We start from the raw sequence: 25,265 nt of genomic DNA, 5'->3' as shown, positions 1-25,265 counted from the left end.
TTGGCCGGTGTGCCGGCGACAGCGTTCATTTCCGCACACCGCGGCCGCCGCAAGCGCATGAATCCATGTGGCATGGAGTTTGCAATCTGAATGCGCAAACTCACAATAAACGGGACACACATGGACTTTCGCATCGGCTGGCGCACACTGGTCCAGCAACCGGCTTATACCTTCACGGTGATCCTGAGCCTGAGCATCGGCCTGGCGGCGAGCTTGCTGCTGCTGGGCTTTGTGCGCTACTCGCTGGAGTACGACACGCATGTGCCGGCGGTCGATCAGGTCTACGTCGTCAAGCACCACTTCAATGTCGAACCGGCGTCGCCGCTGTATGACATTGCGCCGATGTTCCTGCGCCAAGCGGCGCTGAAGACGCCGGGCGTGGCCGACGTCACCAGCTACATCCCGGCGAGGCCGGAGATCACGCCGCTGACGATACGCGCCGGCCGCAATCTGATGACGGTGCGCAGCCTGATTGTGATGCCGGGTTTTCCCGCGCTGCTGGGCATGCGCGCGTTGCAGGGCGACCTGGCGTCGGCGCTGGAGCGGCCGGACCGCTTCATCATCACCGACGCCGCCGCGTTGCGCCTGTTCGGCACCCGCACAGCGCTCGGCCGCAGCATCACATCGGAAGGGCATGTGATGCAGGTCGGCGCCGTGGTGCAGGCGCCGCCGGCCAATACCACGATACCGTTTGAACTGCTGTTTGGCGTGAACGGCGCCGTGGTGGAGCCCGAGATCCGCCACGAGATGCTGACCGGCGAACATGGCTGGATGACCAAGATGCTGTTGCGCCTGACGCCGGGCGCCTCGCTGCCGGCGATCCTGCAATGCCTGCAGCAGGCGGTCGACAGCGCGCCAAGTCTTAACCAGTTCCCGCCCGAAGTGCGCGAACGTCTGGGTAAGCGCAAGGCGGTCGAGCTTTCGATCTCGCCGCTGCGCGACGCCTATTTCGATGACAAGGTGGAGAACAGTTTTATCGCCTTGCCGGGCGACCGCGCCAGCCCGCGCCTGGTGTTTGGACTGGCCCTGCTGGCGGCATTGATCCTCCTGCTGGCCGCCATCAACTACGTCAACCTGACCACCGTGCGCGTGCTGCGCCGTCAGCGCGAAATGGCGATGCGCAAAGTGCTGGGCGCCGGCGTGCCGCAGATTATGCTGCAATTCCTGCTGGAGTCGGTGCTGGTGGCGCTGGTGGCCACCGCGCTTGGCCTGTTGCTGGCGTGGCTGGCGCTGCCGGTCTTTTCGCAGTTGGTCAATCGCCAGCTGGATGGTTTGTTCGCGTCGTCAAATATCGTCGCGGCCTTCGGCATCGGCGCGCTGCTGGGCGCTGTCACGGCGGGCTATCCGGCGTGGATCGCGCTGCGCGTGCATCCGACGCAGGTGCTGGCCGGGCGGCCGGAAACCGAAACGCGCGGCAGCCTGCAATGGCGGCGCGCGCTCACCGTGCTGCAAATCGGCGCCGCGATGGGATTGGCCGGCGTGACCATCGCCGTGGCGTGGCAGACCGACTACGCCAACAGCGCCGCGCCGGGCTTCGATCCCGCGCCAATCGTCGTGGTCGACATGCCGGGTCACGTGCGGGCTACCGATAAGGCCAGGCAATTTTTCTCCGCCTTGCAATCGCAGCCCGGTGTCGCCGGCGTGGCGATTTCCGAAGACCCGGTCGGACGGCTGGACTGGTCGTGGACGCGCATGCTCAAACGGCCGGGCGGCGAGAGCGCGTCGATGGAGATGAAGGCCGTCAGCGCCAACTTCTTTGAACTGTATGGCATTGCACCGGCTGCCGGGCGCCTGTTCCAGGCCGGCGTGGATAAGGAGAACGATGCCGGCAGCATGGTGCTGAATGCGGTCGCCGCCCGCGCGCTGGGTTTTGCCAGCGCCGAACAGGCAGTGGGGCAGATTGTCTCCTTCACGGGATTCGACAATGCGGTGATTTCAGCACGCGTAGTCGGCATCGCGCCGGAGTTGCGCTTCCACTCGCTGCGCGACCAGCCGCGCGCGACCGCCTATGCGCTTGGGACGGCGGGCATGGTGCTGAGCGCGCGCGCCACCGGTGCACCGGCCGACGTCGAACGCGCCGCGCAAGCGCTGTGGCCCAGCTACTTCCCGGACGCCATCCCCAAGATCTACCGCGCCGGCGAGGTGCTGAAGCAGCACTATGCCGAGGACGCGCGCATGGCCAGACTGCTGGCGGTGGCGACCGGCATCGCGCTGGCCATCGCCGCCTTCGGCACCTACGCCTTGTCCGCCAATACCGTGCAGCGGCGCGCCCGCGAAATCATCCTGCGCAAGCTGCACGGCGCGCAGCGCGCCGATGTCGGCCTGCTGATGCTGCGAGAAATCGGCACGCTGATACTGGCGGCCGGCGTTATCGGCTTGCCGATCGCCGCAGTGGCGGTGCAGCGCTACCTGTCCGGTTATGTCGATCACGCGCCGATCGGCTACTGGACGCTGTTGGTCGCGCTGGCGCTGACCATGTTCATCGCCGTCGGCGCCATCAGCCGCCACACCTGGCTGGCCATGCGCCTGTCGCCGGCCGAAGCGTTGCGCAGTTAGTGCGTTTGGCGGTGTCGTACAATGGCGCCAAATGATAAATATAACGACAAGCCTAAAACCTTCTTCCCGGATCCGCCGCCGCCAAGAACTGGCCCTTGTATTGCTGGTGGTGTGCGGCGTCATCAACTACCTGGACCGCGCCACGCTGGCCGTGGCCAACGAATATATCCGCGCCGACCTGGGCCTGTCGCTGGGGCAAATGGGTTTGCTGCTGTCGGCCTTCTCGTGGAGCTACGCCCTGTGCCAGCTGCCGGTGGGCGCCCTGGTGGACCGGATCGGGCCGCGCTGGCTGCTCGGCATCGGGCTGGTGGTGTGGTCGGTGGCGCAGGCGGCAGGCGGACTGGCGTCCACCTTCGGCTGGTTCGTCATCGCACGCATTGCGCTGGGCGTCGGCGAGGCGCCGCAATTTCCGTCGGCGGCGCGGGTGGTCAGCAACTGGTTTCCGGTACGCGCACGCGGCACGCCGACGGGCATCTTCAATTCCGCATCGCCGCTGGGCGTGGCCCTGGCGCCTTTGTGCCTGCCGCCGCTGATCGCCGCGACCAGCTGGCACTGGGCTTTCTTCGTGACCGGTGCGATGGGACTCATGGCGGCAGTGATCTGGCTGACGTTATACCGCGATCCCGTACACCAGCAAATGAGCGCGGAGGAATGCGCCTATCTTGAAGTGGCGGCGGCGCGCGTCGCGGCGCCGAAAACCGGTGCGACTTCCTGGCTGGCGCTGTTCCGCTATCGCACCACGTGGGGCATGATGCTGGGCTTCTTTGGTTCGGTCTATCTGAATTGGGTCTACCTGACCTGGCTGCCCGGCTACCTGCGCACCGAGCGGCACATGGCGTTTGCTCATGTGGGCATTGCCGCCGCCATTCCGTTCATGTGCGGCTTTGCCGGCGCGCTGGTCGCCGGCTGGGCTTCCGATCGTGTGGCCCAGCGCGCGGCATCGCCGCTGCTCGGTCGCCGCAACGCCGTGGTGTTCTCCACGCTGGGCATGGTGGCGTTCACGATTCCGGCGGCGCTGGTGGAGAGCAATGTGGTGGCGGTGGCGTGCATCTCCATCGTCATTTTCCTGGCCAACGCTTCATCGGCTTGCGCCTGGTCGCTGGCGACGGTGGCAGCGCCGCCGAGCCGCATTGCGTCACTGGGGGCGTTGCAGAATTTCGGCGGCTTTCTCGGCGGTGCATTGGCGCCGGTGTTGACCGGCTATATCGCGCAGTCCTGGTCCTTCGTGCCGGCCCTGCTGACCGGCGCCGGTATCGCCTTCCTCGGCGCCATGTCGTACCGCTACCTGGTGGTGCGGGCGATTCCGGAACTATAGGCTGGTCAACGCCTTGAACTGCGCGGCGCGGCGGCGCGAGACTTCCACCTGCAACTGGTCACGCAGCGTCAGATCCAGTCCGCCCGCTTCGTTAGGCTCGACCTGTTCGATAAAGTCGAGATTGACGATGTGGCGGCGGCTGGCGCGGAAGAAGCGTTCGGGATCGAGCTTTTCTTCCAGCTGATTGAGTGAGCGCAGCATCAGCGGCCGCTGGTGCTCGAAATATACGCGGGTGTAGTTGCCGTCCGATTCAAACAGGCGGATGTCCTGCACCGGCACGAACCAGCATCGCTCGCCGTCCTTGATGAACAGCTTGCGGGCCGTCGACGGCGCCATCGCGGCGGCGGCGATGCGTTGATGGCGCAGCGCGCAGCGCTGCAAGGCTGCCGCCATGCGCGCCGCCTGGATCGGCTTCTGCAGATAATCCAGCGCGTTCACCTCAAACGCCTGCAGGGCATACTGGTCGAACGCGGTGGTGAAGATCACTTCGGGCGTTTCTTCCAGCGCCGCCAGCATGTCAAAGCCGGAGCCGCCGGGCATCTGCACGTCGAGGAAAATCAGGTCCGGTTTGAGCGCGGCGATCTGCTGCAAGCCATCGGCCGCGTTGACCGCTTCGCCCACAATTTCCACATCGGGATGCGCCGCCAGCAGGCGCCGCAGTTCGGCGCGCGCCAGGCGCTCGTCGTCAATCAGCAATGCCCGCATCAGGCAGCCTCCGGTAAAGTCATGGTGGCGCGCACCCAGCCACTGTTTTCCGATAAATCCAGTTGTGCGTTGTCGCCCAGGGCCAGCAACAGGCGCTTGCGCGTATTGACCAGGCCTACCTTGGTGGAATTTGCAAACGGTATAATCGCGCCGAGGTTGGCGATTTCGATATGCACCGCGCCGTTGTCCATGCGCTGCGCGCGGATGCGGATCTCGCTGCCGGTGGGGCTGGCCTCCACGCCGTACTTGACCGCGTTCTCCACCAGCGTTTGCAGCGCCATCGGCGGAATGCGCACCTGATCGAGTCCGATGCCGATGTCCACGCTGACGCGCATGCGTTCTTCAAAGCGGATCTTCTCAATGGCAAGGTAAGCCTGCACCGCCTCCATTTCCGCCGCCAGCGGCACGGTTTCGTAATGGCCCGATTGCAGCGCGTAGCGCATCACGCTGGCCAGCTGGTCGATCATCTGCGCCGCCGCATCCGGCTCTTCGTAAATCAGCGCCCGTACGCTGTTCATGCTGTTGAAGAAGAAGTGCGGATTGACCTGCGCCTGCAAGGCGCGCAGCTCGGCGTCCTTGGCCGCCACTTCCAGCCGCAACGCTTCCGACTCCGCGCGGTTGGCACGGCGCAGCGAGATCACCGCCATGTAGAAGATGTTCCACACGAGGTAAATCGCCCACCATGACAGCAGCGCCCCCGGCACCCACGCAAAACCGCGCGCCACGACGTCGGACTGGAACACCAGGTAGCCGACGTACTGCACGCACGTATGGATGGTGCCGAGCACCAGCACCGCGACGCCCACCCGTTTCCAGCTGGTGTGCTGGCCGTTGCGCATGCGCAGCTTTAGCAGCCGGTGCCACAAATCGGTAATCAGCACGCCGCTGACAGCGCCCCAGGCCATGACCCACATCAGGCCCGGCACCCGCCACGCGCCGAGCGTGAAAGACATCAGCGGCAGGAAGCCCCAGCCGGCCAGCTGGAAGAGCCAATACCAGTTCAGGCGCGCGATCAGCGGACGTGTGTCGTTCATGGTGCTTAGTTCAAGAAGTTATCGATGCGATCATACATCCAAGCCGGATCGTCGACCATGATGAAATGGCGGGCGTTGTCCGCCATCTCCACCCGCACGCCGGGCAGCTTGGCGTATTGCGCGGTGTAGATCGCGGTGATGGCTTCCTTCGGCGCGTAATTCTTATAGGCGACCCAGGTGCCCAGTACCAGCGTCGGCGCCTTGATGCGGCTGACGTCGTCGCGCAGGTCGGCCGCCATCAGTTCCGCCATGCTGTCGATGACGGTATCCTTGTCCGACTGCTTGCTGGTGGCCAGCACGCGGTCGATGTCCTCCTGTTTGGTGATCATGCTGCTCAGTGAGCGCAGTTGGCCGGCCTTGAAGGTTTCGGCGTCCTGCGACTTCATGTTGGCGCGCAGGCCGTCCGCCTGCTGCTTCAGTTGTTCGCGAGTGATGGTCGGCACTTGGGTTGCGCCCAGCGCCGGCAGCGAATCGACGATGACCAGCCGGCCCACCTGGTCCGGATGATCCGCCGCCAGCTTCATGCCGACATAACCGCCCAGGCTATGGCCGATGACGACCGGGCGATTGAACTTGTTGTCCTTGATGTAGGCGCTCAGCTGTTGCTCGACGGCCGGCAGCAGCGGTTCCTTGATGGCAGGCAGGCCGGCGAAACCGGCCAGCGTCAGCACGTGGCATTGATGCTTGCCGCTGCCGCAGTAGTGCGCCACCGTGCCGTCCCACACGCTGCCGGGTGAGGCCAGGCCAGGAATCAGGATGATCGGCGCGCCGGTGCCGGTGACGTCGACTTTAAACGCCGGATGGTCGGCGGCGGCGGCCTGGCCAAGGATCATGGTGGTGGCGACGGCGGCGATAGTCTTGAGCAGCATGGTGTTCTCCGTTGGTGAATAAGGGAAGTCAGTGGAACCATGCTATCGGCCGGTCACGGCGACGGCGACCATTACTTGATGAACGGTTTTTCCAGCAGGATGAACGGTAGCGGGCTAATAGCGGCGACGCCTGGTGCGCAGCCGCAATCGCAGGGGCAGGGCAAACCACAGTGCGCCGAGCAGGGCCAGGGAAGCTGCGGCGGCCAAGGCTGCGGCTGGCATGGAGCCGGTGACCATGTAGATTACCACAAACATATCCAGCGCCAGGCCGAGCATCAGCGGCGCCAGCGCGGCGAAGATGAGCCGCGAGCACAAACGCACGATGGACTCGGACACCTCGTGCGGCGACGCCACCCGGTGGCATGCGGCCGGTGCCATTATCAGGGCGATCGCCGCCACTACCGACCCCAGCGCCAGCAGGTGGAGGATTTGTACGCCCGCCGGGAGCTGGTCGAAACGCTGGTTGAAGACGGCAACGGTCTGAAAGCCGAACAGCGCCTGTATGCCGGGCAGCACCATGCGCGCCTCCTCGATGATGTTGCGCAGCTGTTCCTTGAGCGTGTTGTATTCCGTTGGCTTCATGGGGAAATTGTAGCCAGCGGGCGCGCCGTCCGGCGCACGGATCACGCGCCGCCTTCCGCCTTCAGCTTGCGCCAGAGGGTGGTGCGGCTGATGCCGAGATATTCCGCCGCCGCGTCGCGCCGGCCGCCGAAACGGGCCAGCACTGCGCTGGCGCTGTCAGCTGCGGGCCGGCCGGCCGGCGCGGCGGCCGAGGCGCTGTCGACCAGGGCCGCCGGCGGCGCACCAGCATGTCGGCCCGCCAGCTCGGGGGCGACGCTGAAGATGAAGGAGGGCGTCAACGCCTGCAGCGGCTCGGCGGCGAGGAACAGCGCCAGGCGCTCGGTCAGGTTGCGCAACTCGCGCACGTTGCCGGGCCAGTCGTAGCGCTGCAGCAGCGGTGCGCAAGCCGTCATCTCCGCGTGCAGGTTGGGATGCGGCCGCGCACCCAGCGTCGCCAGCGCGTTCTTCAGCGACCACTCGGCCAGCGGCATCACATCCTCCGGCCGCGCGCGCAGCGGCGGCAGCGCCAATCGCAGCACCGCCAGCCGGTAAAACAGATCGGCGCGGAAGCGACCTTCGCGCACGCGCTGCTCTAGGTCGCAATGGGTGGCGCTGATAATGCGCACTTGGACCGGTATCGGCCGCGTGCCGCCGACCCGTACCACCTCGCGTTCTTCCAGCACGCGCAGCAAACGCGTTTGCAGCGTCAATGGCATCTCGCCAATCTCGTCGAGGAACAACGTGCCGCGATTGGCCGCTTCAAACAAGCCCGCATGGCCGCCGCGCCGCGCGCCGGTGAACGCGCCTTCCTCGTGGCCGAACAGCTCGGACTCCAGCAGCGACTCCGCAATCGCGCCGCAGTTCACTGCCACGAACGGCCGGTTCTGTCCCAGCGTGCGCGGCGCCTCGCGATGCATGGCTTGCGCCACCAGCTCCTTGCCGCAGCCGGTTTCGCCCTGTATCAGCACCGTGGCCGGCGACTTCGCATACAGCACCACCGACTGCCGTACCGCCTCCATCGCCGCCGAATCGCCGCGCAGATCGTTGATGCCATGCCTGGCGCGCAGCGTGTCCGTCACCACGGCGCTGCGCGCACGGTTGCGGTTGGACTCCAGCTGCGTCAGGCGCGCCATCTCCAGCGCGTCGTCGAAGGCGTGGCGGATTGAGGCGGCGGAGTAGACGAACACGCCGGTCAGTCCTGCTTCCTCAGCCAGGTCGGTGATGCGTCCCGCGCCGACAATCGCCTTGATGCCGGCGGCCTTCAGGTCATTGACCTGCGCGCGCGCGTCTTCTTCGGTCACGTAGGTGCGCTGCGCCACGTCGAAACCGAAGGTGGCGGAAAACTCGGCCAGCTCCGCCAGCCGCTCCTGGTAGGTGATGATGCCGATGCGGTCCGACACGCGCCGCGCACGCGCCAGCGCCTGCATCACGTCGAAGCCGCTGAATTTGGCGACCACCACCGGTACCGACATCCGGCCTTTCAGGTACGCTGCGTTGGAGCCGGCGGAGATGATGGCATCGCAGCGCTCCGTCGCCAGCCGCTCGCGGATATGTTTGGCGGCCTCCTCAAAGCCCAGGTTGATCGGCTCGATCGTCGCCAGGTTGTCGTATTCCAGCGTGATGTCGCGGAACAGGTCGGAAAGGCGTGAAACCGAAACCGTCCAGATAACCGGCTTGTCGTTGGCGTCAAAGGGTATGGGAGTGGAATGTCGCATGTTTCAATTATAGTTCAAACTTGTTTCGGTGTTTCATTTTGAAACAAATGGTGGCGTGTAAGTGATTGATTTATATAGGTTGATGCTCTGGCACGTCCTTTGCAATAGGGAGTGCAACTTCAACGCAATATCGAAAGGTCACAACATGAGTCACTACTCCGCAGGCGCCGCGTTCCGCCAGGCCGTCCAGGAAGAATCCCCATTGCAGGTGGTCGGCGCCATCAACGCCAACCATGCATTGCTGGCCAAGCGCGCCGGCTTCAAGGCGATTTACCTGTCCGGTGGCGGCGTGGCTGCGGGTTCGCTCGGCCTGCCGGACCTGGGCATCTCCAATCTGGACGACGTGCTGACCGACGTGCGCCGTATCACCGACGTGTGCGACCTGCCGCTGCTGGTCGATGTGGACACCGGCTTTGGCGCCTCCGCCTTTAATGTCGCCCGCACCGTCAAGTCGATGATCAAGTTCGGCGCCGCCGCCATGCACATCGAAGACCAGGTTGGCGCCAAGCGCTGCGGCCATCGTCCTGGCAAGGAGATCGTCAGCAAGCAGGAGATGGTGGACCGCATCAAGGCCGCCGTCGATGCGCGCACCGACGACCAATTCGTCATCATGGCCCGCACCGATGCGCTGGCGGTGGAAGGACTGGACGCCGCCATCGAACGCGCGGTCGCCTGCGTGGAAGCCGGCGCTGACATGATCTTCCCCGAAGCGATGATTTCGCTCGATATGTACAAGCAGTTCGCGGCCGCCGTCAAAGTGCCGGTGCTGGCCAACATCACGGAATTCGGCTCGACGCCGCTGTTCACTGTCGATGAACTGCGCAGCGCCGATGTGGGCCTGGTGCTGTATCCGCTGTCAGCCTTCCGCGCCATGAACAAGGCGGCGGAAAACGTCTACGGCGCGATCCGCCGCGACGGCACGCAGCAAAATGTGCTGGACACCATGCAGACCCGCGCCGAACTGTATGACCGCATCAACTATCACGAATTCGAACAGAAGCTGGACGCGCTGTTCGCCGCACAGAAGAAATAACCCCCGTCATTCCCGCGCAGGCGGGAATCCATGCTGAGTATGGGCTTCCGCCTGCGCGGGAGCGACGCAATACTGGAGATATCGCAATGACCGAAGCCACTACCTTCAAACCGAAAAAATCCGTCGCCCTGTCCGGCGTCGCCGCCGGTAATACCGCGCTGTGCTCCGTCGGCAAAACCGGCAATGACCTGCACTACCGCGGCTACGACATCCTGGACGTCGCCACCACCTGCGAGTTTGAAGAAATCGCCTACCTGCTGGTGCACGGCAAGCTGCCGGCCGAGTCGGAACTGCGCGGCTACAAGGCCAAACTGCGCTCGCTGCGTGGCCTGCCGCAAGCGGTGAAGTCGGCGCTGGAAGCCCTGCCGGCATCGGCGCACCCGATGGACGTGATGCGCACCGGCGTCTCGGTGCTGGGCTGCACGCTGCCGGAAAAAGATGACCACAACGTGCCGGGCGCGCGCGACATCGCCGACCGCCTGATGGCGTCCTTCGGCTCCATGCTGCTGTACTGGTACCACTACAGCCATAACGGCAAGCGCATCGAAGTGGAAACCGACGACGACTCGATCGGCGGCCATTTCCTGCACCTGCTGCACGGCCACAAGCCGCCGGAATCGTGGGTGCGCGCGATGCATACCTCGCTGATCCTGTACGCTGAACATGAATTCAACGCCTCTACCTTCACCAGCCGCGTGATCGCCGGCACCGGGTCGGACATCCACTCGGCCATTACCGGCGCGATCGGCGCGCTGCGCGGTCCCAAGCACGGCGGCGCCAACGAAGTCGCATTCGAAATCCAGAAGCGCTACGAGAATCCGGATGAAGCGGAAGCCGACATCCGTAACCGGGTCGCCAACAAAGAAGTGGTGATCGGCTTCGGCCACCCGGTGTACACCGTCTCCGATCCGCGCAATGTGGTGATCAAGGACGTGGCGCGCCAGCTGTCCGAGGAAGCCGGCTCCACCAAAATGTTCGACATCGCCGAGCGCCTGGAATCGGTGATGTGGGAAATCAAAAAGATGTTCCCGAACCTGGACTGGTTCTCGGCCGTGTCGTACCACATGATGGGCGTGCCGACCGCGATGTTCACGCCGCTGTTCGTCATCTCGCGCACTTCCGGCTGGTCGGCGCACATCATCGAGCAGCGCATCGACAACAAGATCATCCGCCCGAGCGCCAATTACGTTGGCCCTGAAGACCTGAAATTCGTCCCGATCAAGGACCGCAAATAATCATGAATACCGCATTCCGCAAGCCCTTGCCGGGCACCCAGCTAGACTACTTCGACGCGCGCGCCGCGGTCGATGCGATCCAGCCAGGCGCCTGGGCCAAACTGCCATACACCTCGCGCGTACTGGCTGAAAATCTGGTGCGCCGCTGTGATCCGGCCACGCTCAATGCTTCGCTGTCGCAGCTGATCGAACGCAAGCGCGACCTCGACTTCCCATGGTTCCCGGCGCGCGTGGTCTGCCACGACATCCTGGGCCAGACCGCGCTGGTCGACCTGGCCGGCCTGCGCGACGCGATCGCGCTGCAAGGCGGCGACCCGGCGCTGGTCAATCCGGTGGTGCCGACCCAGCTGGTGGTCGACCACTCGCTGGCGGTGGAATGCGGCGGCTTTGATCCGGACGCGTTCAACAAGAACCGCGCCATTGAAGACCGCCGCAATGAAGACCGCTTCGATTTCATCAACTGGACCAAGAAGGCGTTCAAGAACGTCGACGTGATCCCGCCCGGGAACGGCATCCTGCACCAGATTAACCTGGAGCGCATGTCGCCGGTGATCCAGTCGGTGGACGGCGTGGCCTTCCCGGATACGCTGGTGGGCACGGACTCGCATACGCCGATGGTCGATGCGCTGGGCGTGATCGCCATCGGCGTCGGCGGCCTGGAAGCGGAAAGCGTGATGCTGGGCCGCGCCTCGTGGATGCGCCTTCCGGACATCATCGGCGTTGAGCTGAGCGGCAAGCCGCAGGAAGGCATCACCGCCACCGACATCGTGCTGGCGCTGACCGAATTCCTGCGCAAGCAGAAGGTGGTGTCGTCGTATCTGGAGTTCTACGGCGAAGGCGCCGCGCACCTCACGCTGGGCGACCGCGCCACCATCTCCAACATGGCGCCGGAATACGGCTCGACCGCCGCGATGTTCTACATCGACGAGCAAACCATCAAGTATCTCAAACTGACCGGACGCGATGACGAAACGGTCAAGCTGGTGGAGACCTATGCCAAAGAGACCGGCCTGTGGGGTGATGCGCTGGTCGGCGCGGAATATGAACGCGTGCTGAAGTTCGATTTGTCGAGCGTGGTGCGCAATATCGCCGGCCCGTCGAATCCGCACAGCCGTGTGCCGACGTCCGAGCTGGCCGCGCGCGGCATCAGCGGTGTGGTGGAAAATGAACCGGGACTGATGCCGGATGGCGCCTGCATCATCGCCGCCATCACCAGCTGCACCAACACCAACAACCCGCGCAATATGATCGCAGCCGGTCTGCTGGCGCGCAACGCCAACGCGCGCGGCCTGACGCGCAAGCCGTGGGTCAAATCCTCGCTGGCGCCAGGCTCCAAGACCGTTACGCTGTACCTGGAAGAAGCCGGCCTGCTGCCGGAGCTGGAGCAGCTGGGTTTTGGCGTGGTGGCCTATGCCTGCACCTCGTGCAATGGCATGTCCGGCGCGCTCGATCCGGTGATCCAGCAGGAAGTGGTGGAGCGCGACCTGTACGCCACCGCCGTCCTGTCGGGCAACCGCAACTTCGACGGCCGCATTCACCCCTACGCCAAGCAGGCCTTCCTGGCCTCGCCGCCGCTGGTGGTGGCGTACGCCATCGCCGGCACCATCCGCTTCGATATCGAAAAGGATGTGCTGGGCCATGACGCCAATGGCCAGCCGGTCACGCTGAAAGACATCTGGCCGTCGGATGAAGAGATCGACGCCATCGTCGCCAGCGCGGTCAAGCCGGAGCAGTTCCGCAAGGTCTACATCCCGATGTTTGCCAAACAGGCGGACGACGGTATTTCGGTCAGCCCGCTGTACGACTGGCGTCCGCAGACCACCTACATCCGCCGTCCGCCGTACTGGGAAGGCGCGCTGGCTGGCGAGCGCTCGCTGAGCGGCATGCGTCCGCTGGCGGTTCTGGGCGATAACATCACCACCGATCACCTGTCGCCGTCCAACGCGATCATGATTGATTCGGCCGCTGGCGAATACCTGCACAAAATGGGCCTGCCGGAGGAAGACTTCAACTCCTACGCCACCCACCGCGGCGATCACCTGACCGCGCAACGCGCCACCTTCGCCAATCCGACGCTTAAGAACGAGATGGTGCGCGACGCCGATGGCAAGGTCAAAGCCGGTTCGCTGGCGCGCGTGGAGCCGGAAGGGCAGTTAATGCGCATGTGGGAAGCAATTGAGACTTACATGGAACGCAAGCAGCCGCTGATCATCATCGCCGGCGCCGACTACGGCCAGGGTTCGTCGCGCGACTGGGCTGCCAAGGGCGTGCGTCTGGCTGGCGTGGAAGCGATTGTGGCGGAAGGCTTCGAGCGCATTCACCGCACCAATCTGGTCGGCATGGGCGTGCTGCCGCTGGAGTTCCAGCAAGGCGTGAACCGCATTACGCTGGGCCTTGATGGCACGGAGACCTATGACGTGATCGGCGAACGCAAGCCGCGCGCGACACTGACGCTGGTGATCCATCGCCGCAGCGGCGAACGCGTGGACGTGCCGGTGACCTGTCGACTCGATACGGCGGAAGAGGTATCGATCTACGAGGCCGGCGGCGTGCTGCAACGCTTTGCACAGGACTTTTTGGAATCGGCCAAAGCAGCTTAACCCTCGTCGTCCTCGCGAAAGCGGGGTCCCATACTCAGCATGGATTCCCGCCTGCGCGGGAATGACGGTGATGGAAAATGTTATGACTCACAAACCTCAGATCAAAATCGCCGCCACTTATATGCGCGGCGGTACCAGCAAGGGCATGTTCTTTCGCTTGCAGGATCTGCCGGAAGCGGCGCGGCAGCCGGGTGCCGCGCGCGACCAGCTACTGCTGCGCGTGATCGGCAGCCCTGACCCGTACGGCAAGCAGATCGACGGCATGGGCGGCGCCACCTCCAGCACCAGCAAGACGGTGATTTTGTCGCAGAGCGCGCGACCGGAGCATGATGTCGATTATCTGTTCGGGCAGGTCTCGATCGACAAGGCCTTTGTGGACTGGAGCGGCAACTGCGGCAACCTGTCAGCGGCGGTCGGCGCCTTCGCCATTAGCGGCGGGCTGGTTGATCCTGCCCGCGTGCCGCGCGACGGCGTTGCGGTGGTACGCGTATGGCAGGCCAACATCGGCAAGACCATCATCGCCCACATCCCGATGACCAACGGCGAGGTGCAGGAAACCGGCGACTTCGAGCTGGATGGCGTGACCTTTCCGGCCGCCGAAGTGCAGCTGGAATTCATGGACCCGGCGGCGGAAGAGGAGGGGGCGGGCGGTTCGATGTTCCCGACCGGCCAACTGGTGGACGATCTGGAAGTCCCCGGCGTCGGCACGCTGAAGGCGACCATGATCAACGCCGGCATCCCGACCATCTTCATCAACGCCGATGCGGTGGGCTATACCGGCACCGAACTGCAGGACGCCATCAACGGCGACACAAAAGCGCTGGCGATGTTTGAAACCATCCGCGCATACGGCGCGCTGCGCATGGGGCTCATCAAGGACCTGGGCGAAGCAGCCGCGCGCCAGCACACGCCGAAGGTGGCGTTTGTGGCGCCGCCTGCCGCTTACGTTTCGTCCAGCGGCAAAGCCGTGGCGGCGGACGATATCGACCTGCTGGTGCGCGCGCTCTCGATGGGTAAGCTGCATCACGCCATGATGGGCACCGCCGCCGTGGCCATCGGCACGGCGGCGGCGATTCCCGGCACGCTGGTCAACCTGGCGGCGGGCGGCGGCGCACGCCAGGCGGTGCGCTTCGGCCACCCGTCCGGCACCTTGCGGGTCGGCGCGGAGGCCGTGCAGCAGAACGGAGAATGGAGCGTGAAAAAAGCGGTAATGAGCCGCAGCGCGCGCGTACTGATGGAAGGCTGGGTACGCGTACCCGCTTAAGCAGTCACACCTTGGAGGAGACATGAAGTACGCTGATTTTTATCAGCGCTCTATCGCCACGCCTGAAGCGTTCTGGCATGACGAAGCTGCGCTCATCGACTGGAATACGCCGTTTTCGCAAGTGCTGGATTATTCGCAGCCACCGTTCGCCCGCTGGTTCGTCGGCGGCAAGACCAACCTGTGTTACAACGCGGTGGACCGCTGGTGCGTGCCGGGCGGGCAAGGCGACCAGCCGGCGCTGATCGCCATCTCCACCGAAACCAATACGGAGCGCAGCTACTCCTTCAACCAGCTGCACGTCGAAGTCCAGCGCTGGGCGGCGATGATGCAATCGCTCGGCGTGGGCAAGGGCGACCGCGTGCTGATCTACATGCCGATGATCGCCGAGGCGGCGTTTGCGATGCTGGCCTGTGCCCGCATCGGCGCGGTGCACTCGGTAGTATTCGGCGGGTTTGCCGCCAACAGCCTGGCCAGCCGCATCGATGACGCCAGGCCGGTGCTGATCGTCTCTGCCGATGCCGGCTCGCGTAACGGCAAGCCGATTCCCTACAAGCTGCTGCTGGATGAGGCGATTGCGCTGTCGGCCGCCAAGCCGGCGCGCGTGCTGCTGGTGGATCGCGGCCTGGCGCTGATGCATCGCGTGGAAGGCCGCGATGTCGATTACGCCGCGCTGTGCGCTTCGCATTTGTCCGCGCAGGTGCCGGTGACGTGGCTGGAGTCGAACGAGCCCTCATACATCCTCTATACCTCCGGCACCACCGGCAAGCCGAAAGGCGTGCAGCGCGACGTCGGCGGCTACGCGGTGGCGCTGGCGGCGTCGATGAAGTACAACTTCTGCGGCAAGGCCGGCGAGACCTTCTTTGCCACTTCGGACATCGGCTGGGTGGTGGGCCACTCGTACATCGTCTACGGGCCGCTGATCGCCGGCATGGCGACCATCATGTACGAAGGGCTGCCGGTTTGTCCCGATCCCGGTATCTGGTGGAGCATCGTCGAGAAGTACAAGGTGACGCGCATGTTCTCGGCGCCAACCGCGGTGCGGGTGCTGCGCAAGCAGCCGCCCGAGTTCATGCGCAAGTACGACCTGTCGTCGTTGAAGGCGCTGTACCTGGCCGGGGAGCCGCTGGATGAAACCACCTCCAGCTGGATCGCCACCGAACTTGGTGTGCCGATCATCGATAACTATTGGCAGACCGAAACCGGCTGGCCTATCCTGTCGATCGCCAAGGGGATAGAGGATATGCCGACGCGCCTGGGAAGTCCCGGTGTCGCCATGTACGGTTATCAGGTCCGCCTGATCAACGAGACCACCGGCACCGAATGCAGCGCCGGCGAAAAAGGCGTGGTGATGATCGAAGGCCCGCTGCCGCCGGGCTGCATGCAGACCGTGTACGGCGACGACCAGCGCTTTGTCGATACCTACTGGTCCGAGGTCGATGGCCGCATGATGTACTCCACCTTCGACTGGGGCCTGCGCGATGCGGACGGCTACTACTTCATCCTGGGCCGCACCGATGATGTGATCAACGTTGCAGGCCATCGCCTCGGCACGCGCGAGATCGAGGAATCGATCAGCAGCCATCCGAATGTCTCAGAAGTGGCGGTGGTTGGAGTGGCCGATAAGATAAAAGGGCAGGTGGCGGTCGCCTTCGCGATTTTGAAGGACGCAAGTGCAGCAACCACGGAGCAGGATGTGATGTCGGTGGTGGACCGCCAGCTTGGCGCGGTGGCGCGGCCGGCGCATGTTTACTTCGTTACGCAACTGCCCAAGACGCGCTCGGGCAAATTGCTGCGCCGCTCCATACAGGCCATTTGCGAAGGCCGCAATCCCGGCGACCTGACTTCGATCGAAGATCCATCGTCACTTCAGCAGATTCAACGCGCGTTGTTGTAAGCACCCGGTAAGGCTGCTCTTCTATTCTGTGTGTAAGCTCGAATAGAAGAGCACCAATAACGGAGACACACAATGCAAGACGATTTGGTTCAACAGCTTAAACGCGACCCCAATTATCACGAGTTGGTCAAGACGCGTTCCCGCTTCGGCTGGTGGCTCACCGCCGCCATGATGGTGGTCTACTACGGCTACATCCTGCTGATCGCGTTCGACAAAGAATTCCTGGCTGCGAAAACCGGCGACGGCGTCATGACCTGGGGCATGCCGATTGGCCTGTTCGTCATCGTCTTCACGGTACTGATCACCGGCGTCTACGTCCGCCGCGCCAACAACAAATACGACCAGCTGACCCAAGCCATCCACGCAAAGGTGAAAGCATGAGCACCTTGAAACGTCTGATGGCGCCAGCCCTGCTGGCGACCTGCGGCATCGCCTTGGCCGCCGGTGGAGACCTGGGCCAGGCCGAGCGCCAGCCGACCAACTGGACCGCGATCATCATGTTCGCCGCGTTCGTGCTGTTCACGCTGTTCATCACCAAATGGGCGGCGAAGAAAACCCGTTCGGCGTCCGACTTCTACACTGCCGGCGGCGGCATCACCGGCTTCCAGAACGGTCTGGCGATTGCCGGCGACTTCATGTCGGCGGCGTCCTTCCTCGGCATTTCCGCATCGGTATTCCTGAACGGTTACGATGGCCTGATCTACGCCATCGGCTTCCTGGTCGGCTGGCCGGTCATCACCTTCCTGATGGCGGAGCGCCTGCGTAACCTGGGCCGCTTCACCTTTGCCGACGTCGCCGCCTACCGCTTCAAGCAGGCGCCGATCCGCATCTTCTCCGCTTCCGGCACGCTGGTGGTGGTGGCCTTCTACCTGATCGCGCAGATGGTCGGTGCCGGCCAGCTGATTAAACTGCTGTTCGGTCTCGAATACTGGATCGCCGTGGTGCTGGTTGGTACGTTGATGATGATTTACGTGCTGTTCGGCGGTATGACCGCCACCACCTGGGTGCAGATCATCAAAGCGGTGATGCTGCTGGGCGGCGCCAGCTTCATGGCGTTTGCCGTGCTGGCGCAGTTTAGTTTTAGCCCAGAGGCGCTGTTCGCCAAAGCGGTGGAAGTCCACTCCAAGAAGGACGCCATCATGGGTCCCGGCACCTTCATCAAGGACCCGGTCTCGGCGATCTCGTTCGGCATGGCGCTGATGTTCGGCACCGCCGGCCTGCCGCACATCCTGATGCGCTTCTTCACCGTGCCGAGCGCGAAGGAAGCACGCAAGTCGGTGTTCTGGGCCACCACCTGGATCGCTTACTTCTACATCCTGACCTTCATCATCGGTTTCGGCGCCATCGTCCTGGTCAGCACCAATCCGGAATTCAAGGACGCAGCGGGCAAGCTCCTGGGCGGTAACAACATGGCTGCGGTGCATCTGGCCAAAGCAGTAGGCGGCAACGTCTTCCTGGGCTTCATCTCGGCCGTGGCCTTCGCCACCATCCTGGCTGTGGTGGCAGGCCTGACGCTGTCCGGCGCATCGGCTGTGTCGCATGACCTGTATGCCACCGTCATCAAAAAGGGCCAGGCCAGCGGCGCCAGCGAACTGAAAGTGTCGAAGATCACCACCATCGCACTGGGCATCATCGCCGTGGTGCTGGGTATCGCGTTCGAGAAGCAAAACATCGCCTTCATGGTATCGCTGGCGTTTGCGATTGCGGCATCGGCCAACTTCCCGGTGTTGTTCATGTCCGTGTTGTGGAAGAACTGCACCACGCGCGGCGCCACCATCGGCGGCTTTATCGGCCTGACGCTGGCGCTGGTGATGACCGTGCTGTCCAAATCCGTGTGGGTCGATGTGCTGGGCCACGCCGACGCGCTGTTCCCGTACGCGTCGCCGGCCATCTTCTCGATGCCGGCCGGCTTCCTGGGCATCTGGCTGTTCTCGGTGCTGGACAAGAGTGACCGCGCGCGCATCGACCGTGCCGGCTACGAGGCACAGCAAATGCGCTCCGAAACCGGTATCGGTGCGGCCGGCGCCAGCGCGCATTGATATAGACACCACTTTGCAGTAAAGACAACGCCCGGCGCCGCCGGGCGTTGTCGTTTTTAGAGGCACGGCACAAGTACATTCATGGCGATCGCCAGTAATGTAGTTTACTATCTGGCGACGATGCTTTCCGATACCACCGATGCCACCGATGCTAGCGATGACCAGCGCGTCCTGCGTGAAGAACAGCTGCGCCGCATGCTGCTGGAGCAGAAGGCCATCTTCGACAACGCCTCGATAGGTATCCTGTTCAGCAAATCGCAGGTCATGATGCGTTGTAACGCCCGTATGACGGAAATGTTCGGCTACGCGCCGGGCGAGCTGGAAGGGCAGCACTCGTCGGTGGTGTTCCCGTCGCCCGAAGCGTACGATGCTTTCGGCCGCGAGGCGACGCCGTTGCTGAGCAGCGGCCTGCCGTTCGAGAAATCGCCCTGGCAGTTCAAGCGCAAGGACGGCAGCTTGTTCTGGTGCCGCGTGCGCGCCAACGCGGTCGACTTTGAACATCGCGGCAGCGGCACCATCTGGATCCTGGAAGACGTAACGAACTCGCTGCAAACGCAGATGGAGGTCGAGGCCATCATGACCAATGCCTCGATGAGCATCCTGTTTACCAAAAACCGCGTGGTCACCCGCTACAACCGCGGCTTCGCCGAGATGTTTGGCTACGACGAGCATTCCGGCCTTGGCCTGCCTGGCCGCGCGCTGTACCCGTCGCAGGAAGCCTACGACAAGCTGGGCGCCGAAGCCTATCCCTTCCTCTCCATCGGCAAGCCGTTCCAGACCGAAATTGAAATGCGCCGCTCCGACGACAGCACCCTGTGGGCGCAGCTGATCGGCTACGTGGTCAACCCGCACGATCCGTCGCAAGGCACGATCTGGGTGATCGAAGACCGCACCGAGCAAAAACGCGCGGAGGAAGCGCTGCGCAACGCGCTGCTGGAAAACCAGGCCATCCTGGACAGCGCGGTGCTGGGCATCTCGGTGGTGGAGGGCGGCTTCAACCTGCGCTGCAACCGCAAGATGGAAGAATTGTTCGGCTACGCTCCGGGCGAGATGAATCATCTGAGCGTGCAGGCCTTCTACGCCGACAAGGACGCGTGGGAGCAGGCGCGCGCGGCGACGGTGCGCGATTTCCGTGCCGGCCAGGTCAATGTCTCGGAATATGAACTGGTACGCAAGGACGGCAGTACCTTCTGGGCGCGCCTGTCCGGCCGCCCGTTCGATCTGGCGGAGAACAGCGGCCGCTCGGTGTGGCTGGTGGACGATATCACCGCGCGGCGCGAGGCGGCGGAAGCGGTGGCGCGCGCGCGCGACGAGCTGGAACTGCGGGTGCAGGAACGCACCGCCGAACTGGCCGGCGCCAATGCGCAGCTGCAGGGCGAGATTGTCGAGCGCCGCCAGGCCGAGGCGCGCGTGCATCACATGGCCTACCACGACAGCTTGACCGGCCTGCCCAATCGCGCCTTGCTATCGGACCGCCTGGACCGCGCCATGCTGGCTGCGGAGCGCTTCGACCGCAAGCTGGCGGTGATGTTCATCGACCTTGACCGCTTCAAGACCATCAACGATTCGCTGGGACACATGACCGGCGACCAGCTGCTGAAGGAAGTGGCTAGCCGCTTGTGCCGCGCGGTACGCGCCAGCGATACCGTGGCGCGCCTGGGCGGCGATGAATTCGTGGTGCTGGTGCCGGGCATCCGCACCTCCGACGAAGCGGGGCAGGTGGCCGAGAAGATTATCGAGGCGCTGGCCGAAAGCTTCCCGCTGGAGGGCCGCAACCTGCACATCACGCCATCGATCGGCATCAGCGTGTATCCGGACGACGGCGGCGATGTGGAGACGCTGATGCGCAGCGCCGACGGCGCCATGTACCACGCCAAGGCCAGCGGCCGTAACAACTACCAGTTCTTCAAGGAGTCGATGAACCTGACGGCGGCGCGTCACTTCGAGCTGGAGACCAGCCTGCGCGGCGCCCTGGCGGCCCACGAATTCGAGCTGTACTTCCAGCCGATCATGGACATCGGCACGCGCCGCCTGCATGCGATGGAAGTGCTGCTGCGCTGGCGACGGGGCGGCAAGGATGGCAAGGGTGGTGAATTGGTGATGCCGGACCAGTTCATTCCCATCATCGAGGAAAACGGCATGATCGTGCCGATCGGGGAATGGGTGATCCGCCAGGCCTGCAAGCAAAGCATGCTGTGGCACAGCCAGGGCATGATGCCGGTGCCGCTGGCGGTCAACCTGTCGGCGCGCCAGTTCATGCATCGCGGCCTGGTGGAGTCGATCCGCGCCATTCTCGACGACACCGGCATCGACCCGGCGCTGATCGAGTTTGAAATCACCGAAACGGCGCTGATGCAGCATGGCGAGCAGACGCTGGAAATCCTCGGCCACATCAACGCCATGGGCATCCGCCTGTCGATCGACGATTTCGGCACCGGCTATTCGTCGCTGGCTTACCTGAAGCGCTTCCCGGTCAAGAAGATCAAGATTGACCGTGCCTTCATCAAGGATCTGGAGCAGAGCGCGGAAGACCGCGCCATCGTGGCGGCGATCATCGCGCTGTCGCACAGCTTGCAGCTGTCGGTGGTGGCGGAGGGCGTGGAGACCGAAGGGCAGTATGCGCTGCTGCAGCGGCACGGCTGTCAGTTCGCGCAGGGCTATCTGTTCTCGCAGCCGGTGCCGCACGCCACGGCCCAGCTGCTGCTGCCGCGCTGCTAGCCTGGATCAGGCGAAGGTGGCGATCACCGGCGTGTGGTCCGACGGCTGGTCCCATTTGCGCGGCACGCGGTCGATCACGCAGGCGGTGCAGCGCTGCTTCAATGCGTCCGACAGCAGCAGGTGGTCGATGCGCAGTCCTTTGTTGAGGCGGAAGCCGAGGCCGCGATAGTCCCACCAGCTGTACGATTTTTCCGCTTGCTCGAACAGGCGGAAGGCGTCGGTCAGGCCGAGGTCCAGCAGGCGCTGGAGCTGCGCGCGTTCTTGCGGCGACACATGCACCATGCCTTCCCACGCGGCCGGGTCGTGCACGTCGCGGTCTTCCGGCGCGATGTTGTAGTCGCCCACCACCGCCAGTTGCGGATGCTGCGCCGCTTCTTCCTTGATCCAGTCGTGGAAGGCATTCAGCCAGGCCATCTTGTATTCGAACTTGTCCGAGCCGACCGCCTGGCCGTTGGGCACATAGGCGCATACCACGCGCACGCCGTCGATGGTGCCGGCGATGATGCGCTGCTGGGGGTCGTCGAATTTGGGGTTGTTCTTGACGATATCGTGGATCGGCAACCTGGAGATGATGGCCACGCCGTTATAGGTCTTTTGGCCCGTATAAGCCACGTGGTAGCCGGCCGCTTCGAGCGCCGCCAGCGGAAACTTGTCGTCTGTCAACTTTGTTTCTTGGATGGCTAGCACATCAGTAGGGTTTTCCTCTAGCCATTTCATAACGTGCGGCAGTCTTACGTTCAAAGAGTTAACATTCCAAGTAGCTAATTTCATGTAGTTGTACTTTCTTGCAGTTCATGTGGCTTGCATCTTACAGCATCGAGATTTAACACATCGGTTATCACTTTGAAAACTTGTATGAAAAAACATGAAAAACCCTTCCTTTAATCATGTGGCAGGGCCTAAAATGTTGCAAAATATGTGAAATCAAAAAAAAATTGCCAATACTGTCTCGTCGTTGTCAAAATAGAACTGGAAACCAAGACAAAATAAGCAAAATAGAAATATACTAGTACAAATTGAGTGGAAAACTTGTGTTTCCGTTTAGCAACTAAAACAGCGTAATTTGTGTATCTTTTTGTGTTGAGGTGACGCAATAAATGATACTATACGGAAATTACTTGTGGTTTTTATAGTGAATGGCGCGTGGCGCATTTACAAAGGGATGAAAAAATGCGAACTGCATTTGAGGCATGGGCACAGCGCGATGGCCATATTGTACGCCGTCGTGAAGACAAGCCAGAAGAGTACCTGGTCTTCGAAACACAACGCCGCTGGGTAATCTGGCAAGCGGCGCTGGAACATGGCAAACCGCCAGGCGGCCGCAAGACCGCTGCGCAGAAGGAAGCTGCCGCCGCTGAGAAGCGCGCCGCGGTTGCCCTGCAACGTCCACCGGAAATCAACCCTGACGAAGCGGCCGTGCGCAATCAGGTGCTGAACGAGGTGCTGGATGCCTTCTCGACGCTGGGCGGCGAGCGCGGCATGGATGACATCCTGAAAGTGGTGCAGGGCCTGAAGAAGAAGCAGCAGGAGCAGGCCGACGCGCCGGTGGCGTCCAAGGTTATGGACCGCCACAACGCCTGAAGCAAGGGCCAGAGCTGGAAGGCGTAAAGTGCAAGGCTTTACGCCGTTTGATCAAGCGACCGAAACCGCCAGCGGGCTGCTACACTGGTCTGTATCGATATTCCTGAGACAGACCATGTATCTCCGCCCCGCTGCAGCGGTCGCGTTGTTCGCCTCGTTGGCGGGCTGTGCTTCCCTGACCGAATCAACCGACCAAAACGTGCTGGTGCAGACCGTGCTCGATCACCGCGAGATCGCCGGTGTCGGCTGCGTGCTGTACAACGACATGGGCAAATGGTTTGTCACCACGCCGGCGCGCGTGACGCTGCGCAAGAGCGCGGGACCGCTGCGCATCGACTGCGAGAAGACGGGCAAGGGCTGGGCTTACGAGAAAGTGGACTCCCGGGCCGACGGCAATATCTGGGGCAACCTGGTGTTGACGGCGGGCGTGGGCCTGTATGTGGACCGCAATACGGGCGCGGGCTACGACTACCCGTCGATACTGACGGTGGTCATGCGCCCGGCCCAGGACAAGGAAGACGGGCCAGCGCCGGCAGCCGGCGTGACCCTGTTCTAGTGCATGGATCCCCGCTTTCGCGGGGAGGACGTCACTCCCGCGCAGGCGGGAGTCCATGCCGCGCCGGCTATGCGCGGCTAATCAGGAAGTTCGACAGCAGCGGCACTGGACGGCCGGTGGCGCCTTTCGCGCCGCCTGATTTCCATGCGGTGCCGGCGATGTCCAGATGCGCCCAGGTGTACTTGCGGGTGAAGTTCTCCAGGAACGCGGCCGCAGTGCACGACGCGCCGCCCGGCGTGCCGATGTTGGCCAGATCGGCGAAGTTGGACTTCAGCTGCTCGTTGTACTCTTCACCGATCGGCAGGCGCCATGCGGTGTCGCCGGCGTTTTTACCGGCGGCCATGAGCTCATCGGCCAGCGCGTTGTGGACCTCGTCGTCGCGGGTGAACAGGCCGCTCTTGTGGTGGCCCAGCGCGACGATGCAGGCGCCAGTCAGCGTGGCGATGTCGATCACGGCGGCCGGGTTGAAGCGCTCGGCGTAGGTCAGCGCATCGCACAGCACCAGCCGGCCTTCGGCGTCGGTGTTCAGGATTTCGATGGTCAGACCGTTCATCGAAGTGACGATGTCGCCCGGCTTGGTGGCGCGGCCCGACGGCATGTTCTCGCACGAAGCGATCACGCCGATCACGTTCAGCTTCAGGTTCATTTCACCGATGGCGCGGAAGGTGCCCAGTACCGAAGCGGCGCCGCCCATGTCGTACTTCATCTCGTCCATGCCGGGACCGGCCTTCAGCGAAATGCCGCCGGTGTCGAAGGTGATGCCTTTACCGACCAGCACCACCGGGGCATCCTTCGGCTTGCCGCCCATGTGCTTGATGATGATGAACTTCGGCGGCTGCTCGCTGCCGTTAGTCACCGACAGGAAGCTGTTCATCTTCAGCGCTTCCAGCTGTTTGCGGTCCAGCACTTCGACGTCGAACTTGTAGTCCTTGCCCAGTTTCTTGGCGGTGTTGGCCAGGTAGGTCGGGGTGCAGACGTTGGCCGACAGGTTGCCCAGTTCCTTGGTCAGGTCCATGCCGTTGGCGATGGCCACGGCTTGCGCCAGCGCGACCTTGGTGGCGGCGGTGCTCGGCACGGCCAGGGCGATTTTCTTGACGCCGGCCGGTGCCGGATCCTTCTTGCTCTTCTGGCCATCGGTGCGGAAGATCGACTCGTGGGCGCTCTGCACCACGCAGCGGATCGCCCAATTGACGTCACGCTCTTTCACTTCAGTGGCTGGCAGTGCGATAATAGCGTCGCTCGTGCCCAGGGTGGAGAATACCTTCAGTGCCGCAACCACGCCGCCGGCAAAGCTTTTCTCGCTGACGGTTTCGTCGCTGCCCAGGCCCACCAGCAGCACGCGTTCGGCGCTGGCGCCTTTGACGCCGCGCAGCAGCAGGGTGGTGCCGGCTTTGCCGGTAATGTCGCCGGACTTGAGCGCGGCCGTGATTTCACCGGCGCCGTCCAGCGCCTTGGCAGCTTGCGACAGCTTTTTGTTCTCGAAGACCGCGACGGCGATGACGCCGGCTTTGGCCGTAGCGATGGTGTTTTTTGTGTCGAATGCTTTTATGCTAAAGTCCATTTGATTCTCCGTGTCGTGTACGTACTTAA

At 63.4% G+C, this 25,265-nt stretch carries 19 protein-coding genes; 12 read left to right on the top strand and 7 right to left on the bottom strand.

The features are described from left to right. Positions 1-120 precede the first annotated feature (120 nt). Both GTP55_RS26000 and GTP55_RS25995 read left to right on the top strand, forming a co-directional pair. The gene (locus GTP55_RS26000) at positions 121-2,556 is read left to right on the top strand and encodes an FtsX-like permease family protein (protein WP_161047697.1); all 2,436 of its coding nucleotides are present in this window, start codon (positions 121-123) and stop codon (positions 2,554-2,556) included. 31 nt (positions 2,557-2,587) lie between these two features. Further along, positions 2,588-3,871 (top strand): MFS transporter, encoded by a 1,284-nt coding sequence (locus GTP55_RS25995; RefSeq protein ID WP_161047696.1) that lies wholly within the window; start codon positions 2,588-2,590, stop codon positions 3,869-3,871. Here GTP55_RS25995 and GTP55_RS25990 read toward each other — a convergent pair. The 5 genes from GTP55_RS25990 to prpR all read right to left on the bottom strand — a co-directional run bounded on the left by GTP55_RS25990 (position 3,866) and on the right by prpR (position 8,755). Continuing rightward, complete coding sequence (locus GTP55_RS25990; RefSeq protein WP_161047695.1) at positions 3,866-4,576, bottom strand: LytR/AlgR family response regulator transcription factor; 711 nt, start codon at positions 4,574-4,576, stop codon at positions 3,866-3,868. The two genes, GTP55_RS25995 and GTP55_RS25990, sit on opposite strands and share 6 nt — an antisense overlap. Then, a complete protein-coding gene (locus GTP55_RS25985; protein ID WP_161047694.1) occupies positions 4,576-5,610 on the bottom strand; it encodes a sensor histidine kinase in 1,035 nt (344 codons plus the stop codon). The genes GTP55_RS25990 and GTP55_RS25985 overlap by 1 nt, the downstream gene beginning before the upstream one ends. 5 nt (positions 5,611-5,615) lie before the next feature. Further along, a complete protein-coding gene (locus tag GTP55_RS25980) occupies positions 5,616-6,479 on the bottom strand; it encodes an alpha/beta fold hydrolase (protein WP_161047693.1) in 864 nt (287 codons plus the stop codon). 114 nt (positions 6,480-6,593) lie between these two features. After that, positions 6,594-7,061, bottom strand: coding sequence for a DUF6328 family protein (locus GTP55_RS25975; protein WP_161047692.1), 468 nt, complete (start codon positions 7,059-7,061; stop codon positions 6,594-6,596). 41 nt (positions 7,062-7,102) lie between these two features. Continuing rightward, positions 7,103-8,755, bottom strand: a complete 1,653-nt coding sequence (gene prpR, locus GTP55_RS25970) for a propionate catabolism operon regulatory protein PrpR (protein ID WP_161047691.1) — start codon at positions 8,753-8,755, stop codon at positions 7,103-7,105. A gap of 145 nt (positions 8,756-8,900) precedes the next feature. Between prpR and prpB the strand changes: the two genes are divergently transcribed. The 8 genes from prpB to GTP55_RS25930 all read left to right on the top strand — a co-directional run bounded on the left by prpB (position 8,901) and on the right by GTP55_RS25930 (position 21,538). Next, complete coding sequence (gene prpB, locus GTP55_RS25965; protein WP_161047690.1) at positions 8,901-9,788, top strand: methylisocitrate lyase; 888 nt, start codon at positions 8,901-8,903, stop codon at positions 9,786-9,788. 86 nt (positions 9,789-9,874) lie between these two features. Next, the gene (prpC, locus tag GTP55_RS25960; RefSeq protein ID WP_161047689.1) at positions 9,875-11,023 is read left to right on the top strand and encodes a bifunctional 2-methylcitrate synthase/citrate synthase; all 1,149 of its coding nucleotides are present in this window, start codon (positions 9,875-9,877) and stop codon (positions 11,021-11,023) included. Positions 11,024-11,025: 2 nt separating this feature from the next. Then, on the top strand, positions 11,026-13,623 hold the full coding sequence (gene acnD / locus GTP55_RS25955) for a Fe/S-dependent 2-methylisocitrate dehydratase AcnD (protein ID WP_161047688.1): 2,598 nt from the start codon (positions 11,026-11,028) through the stop codon (positions 13,621-13,623). 82 nt (positions 13,624-13,705) lie between these two features. Next, positions 13,706-14,887: a 2-methylaconitate cis-trans isomerase PrpF gene (gene prpF, locus GTP55_RS25950; protein ID WP_161047687.1), complete on the top strand. Its 1,182-nt coding sequence runs from the start codon at positions 13,706-13,708 to the stop codon at positions 14,885-14,887. Positions 14,888-14,909: 22 nt separating this feature from the next. Next, positions 14,910-16,781, top strand: a complete 1,872-nt coding sequence (locus GTP55_RS25945; RefSeq protein ID WP_161047686.1) for a propionate--CoA ligase — start codon at positions 14,910-14,912, stop codon at positions 16,779-16,781. A gap of 72 nt (positions 16,782-16,853) precedes the next feature. Then, complete coding sequence (locus tag GTP55_RS25940; protein WP_161047685.1) at positions 16,854-17,162, top strand: DUF485 domain-containing protein; 309 nt, start codon at positions 16,854-16,856, stop codon at positions 17,160-17,162. Further along, the gene (locus tag GTP55_RS25935) at positions 17,159-18,820 is read left to right on the top strand and encodes a cation acetate symporter (RefSeq protein WP_161047684.1); all 1,662 of its coding nucleotides are present in this window, start codon (positions 17,159-17,161) and stop codon (positions 18,818-18,820) included. Before GTP55_RS25940 ends, GTP55_RS25935 begins: the two co-directional genes overlap by 4 nt. Positions 18,821-18,940: 120 nt before the next feature. After that, positions 18,941-21,538 carry an EAL domain-containing protein gene (locus GTP55_RS25930; protein WP_229258167.1) on the top strand — a complete coding sequence of 866 codons (2,598 nt, stop codon included), beginning with the start codon at positions 18,941-18,943 and terminating at the stop codon, positions 21,536-21,538. Between the two features lie 6 nt (positions 21,539-21,544). On the opposite strand, the gene xth is transcribed toward GTP55_RS25930, so the two are convergent. Continuing rightward, the gene (gene xth / locus GTP55_RS25925) at positions 21,545-22,309 is read right to left on the bottom strand and encodes an exodeoxyribonuclease III (RefSeq protein WP_161047683.1); all 765 of its coding nucleotides are present in this window, start codon (positions 22,307-22,309) and stop codon (positions 21,545-21,547) included. A 399-nt stretch (positions 22,310-22,708) separates the two neighbouring features. Here xth and GTP55_RS25920 point away from each other — a divergent pair, with 399 nt between their 5' ends. Both GTP55_RS25920 and GTP55_RS25915 read left to right on the top strand, forming a co-directional pair. Then, positions 22,709-23,119 carry a phiTE_015 family protein gene (locus tag GTP55_RS25920; protein WP_161047682.1) on the top strand — a complete coding sequence of 137 codons (411 nt, stop codon included), beginning with the start codon at positions 22,709-22,711 and terminating at the stop codon, positions 23,117-23,119. 115 nt (positions 23,120-23,234) lie between these two features. Beyond that, positions 23,235-23,675 (top strand): hypothetical protein, encoded by a 441-nt coding sequence (locus GTP55_RS25915; RefSeq protein WP_202423870.1) that lies wholly within the window; start codon positions 23,235-23,237, stop codon positions 23,673-23,675. Positions 23,676-23,742: 67 nt separating this feature from the next. On the opposite strand, the gene GTP55_RS25910 is transcribed toward GTP55_RS25915, so the two are convergent. Then, positions 23,743-25,236: a leucyl aminopeptidase gene (locus GTP55_RS25910; RefSeq protein ID WP_161047681.1), complete on the bottom strand. Its 1,494-nt coding sequence runs from the start codon at positions 25,234-25,236 to the stop codon at positions 23,743-23,745. Positions 25,237-25,265: the final 29 nt, after the last annotated feature.

The organism is Duganella margarita (assembly GCF_009857535.1).
Lineage (GTDB): Bacteria > Pseudomonadota > Gammaproteobacteria > Burkholderiales > Burkholderiaceae_D > Rugamonas > Rugamonas margarita.
This window is presented reverse-complemented; position numbering and strand designations above follow the sequence as displayed.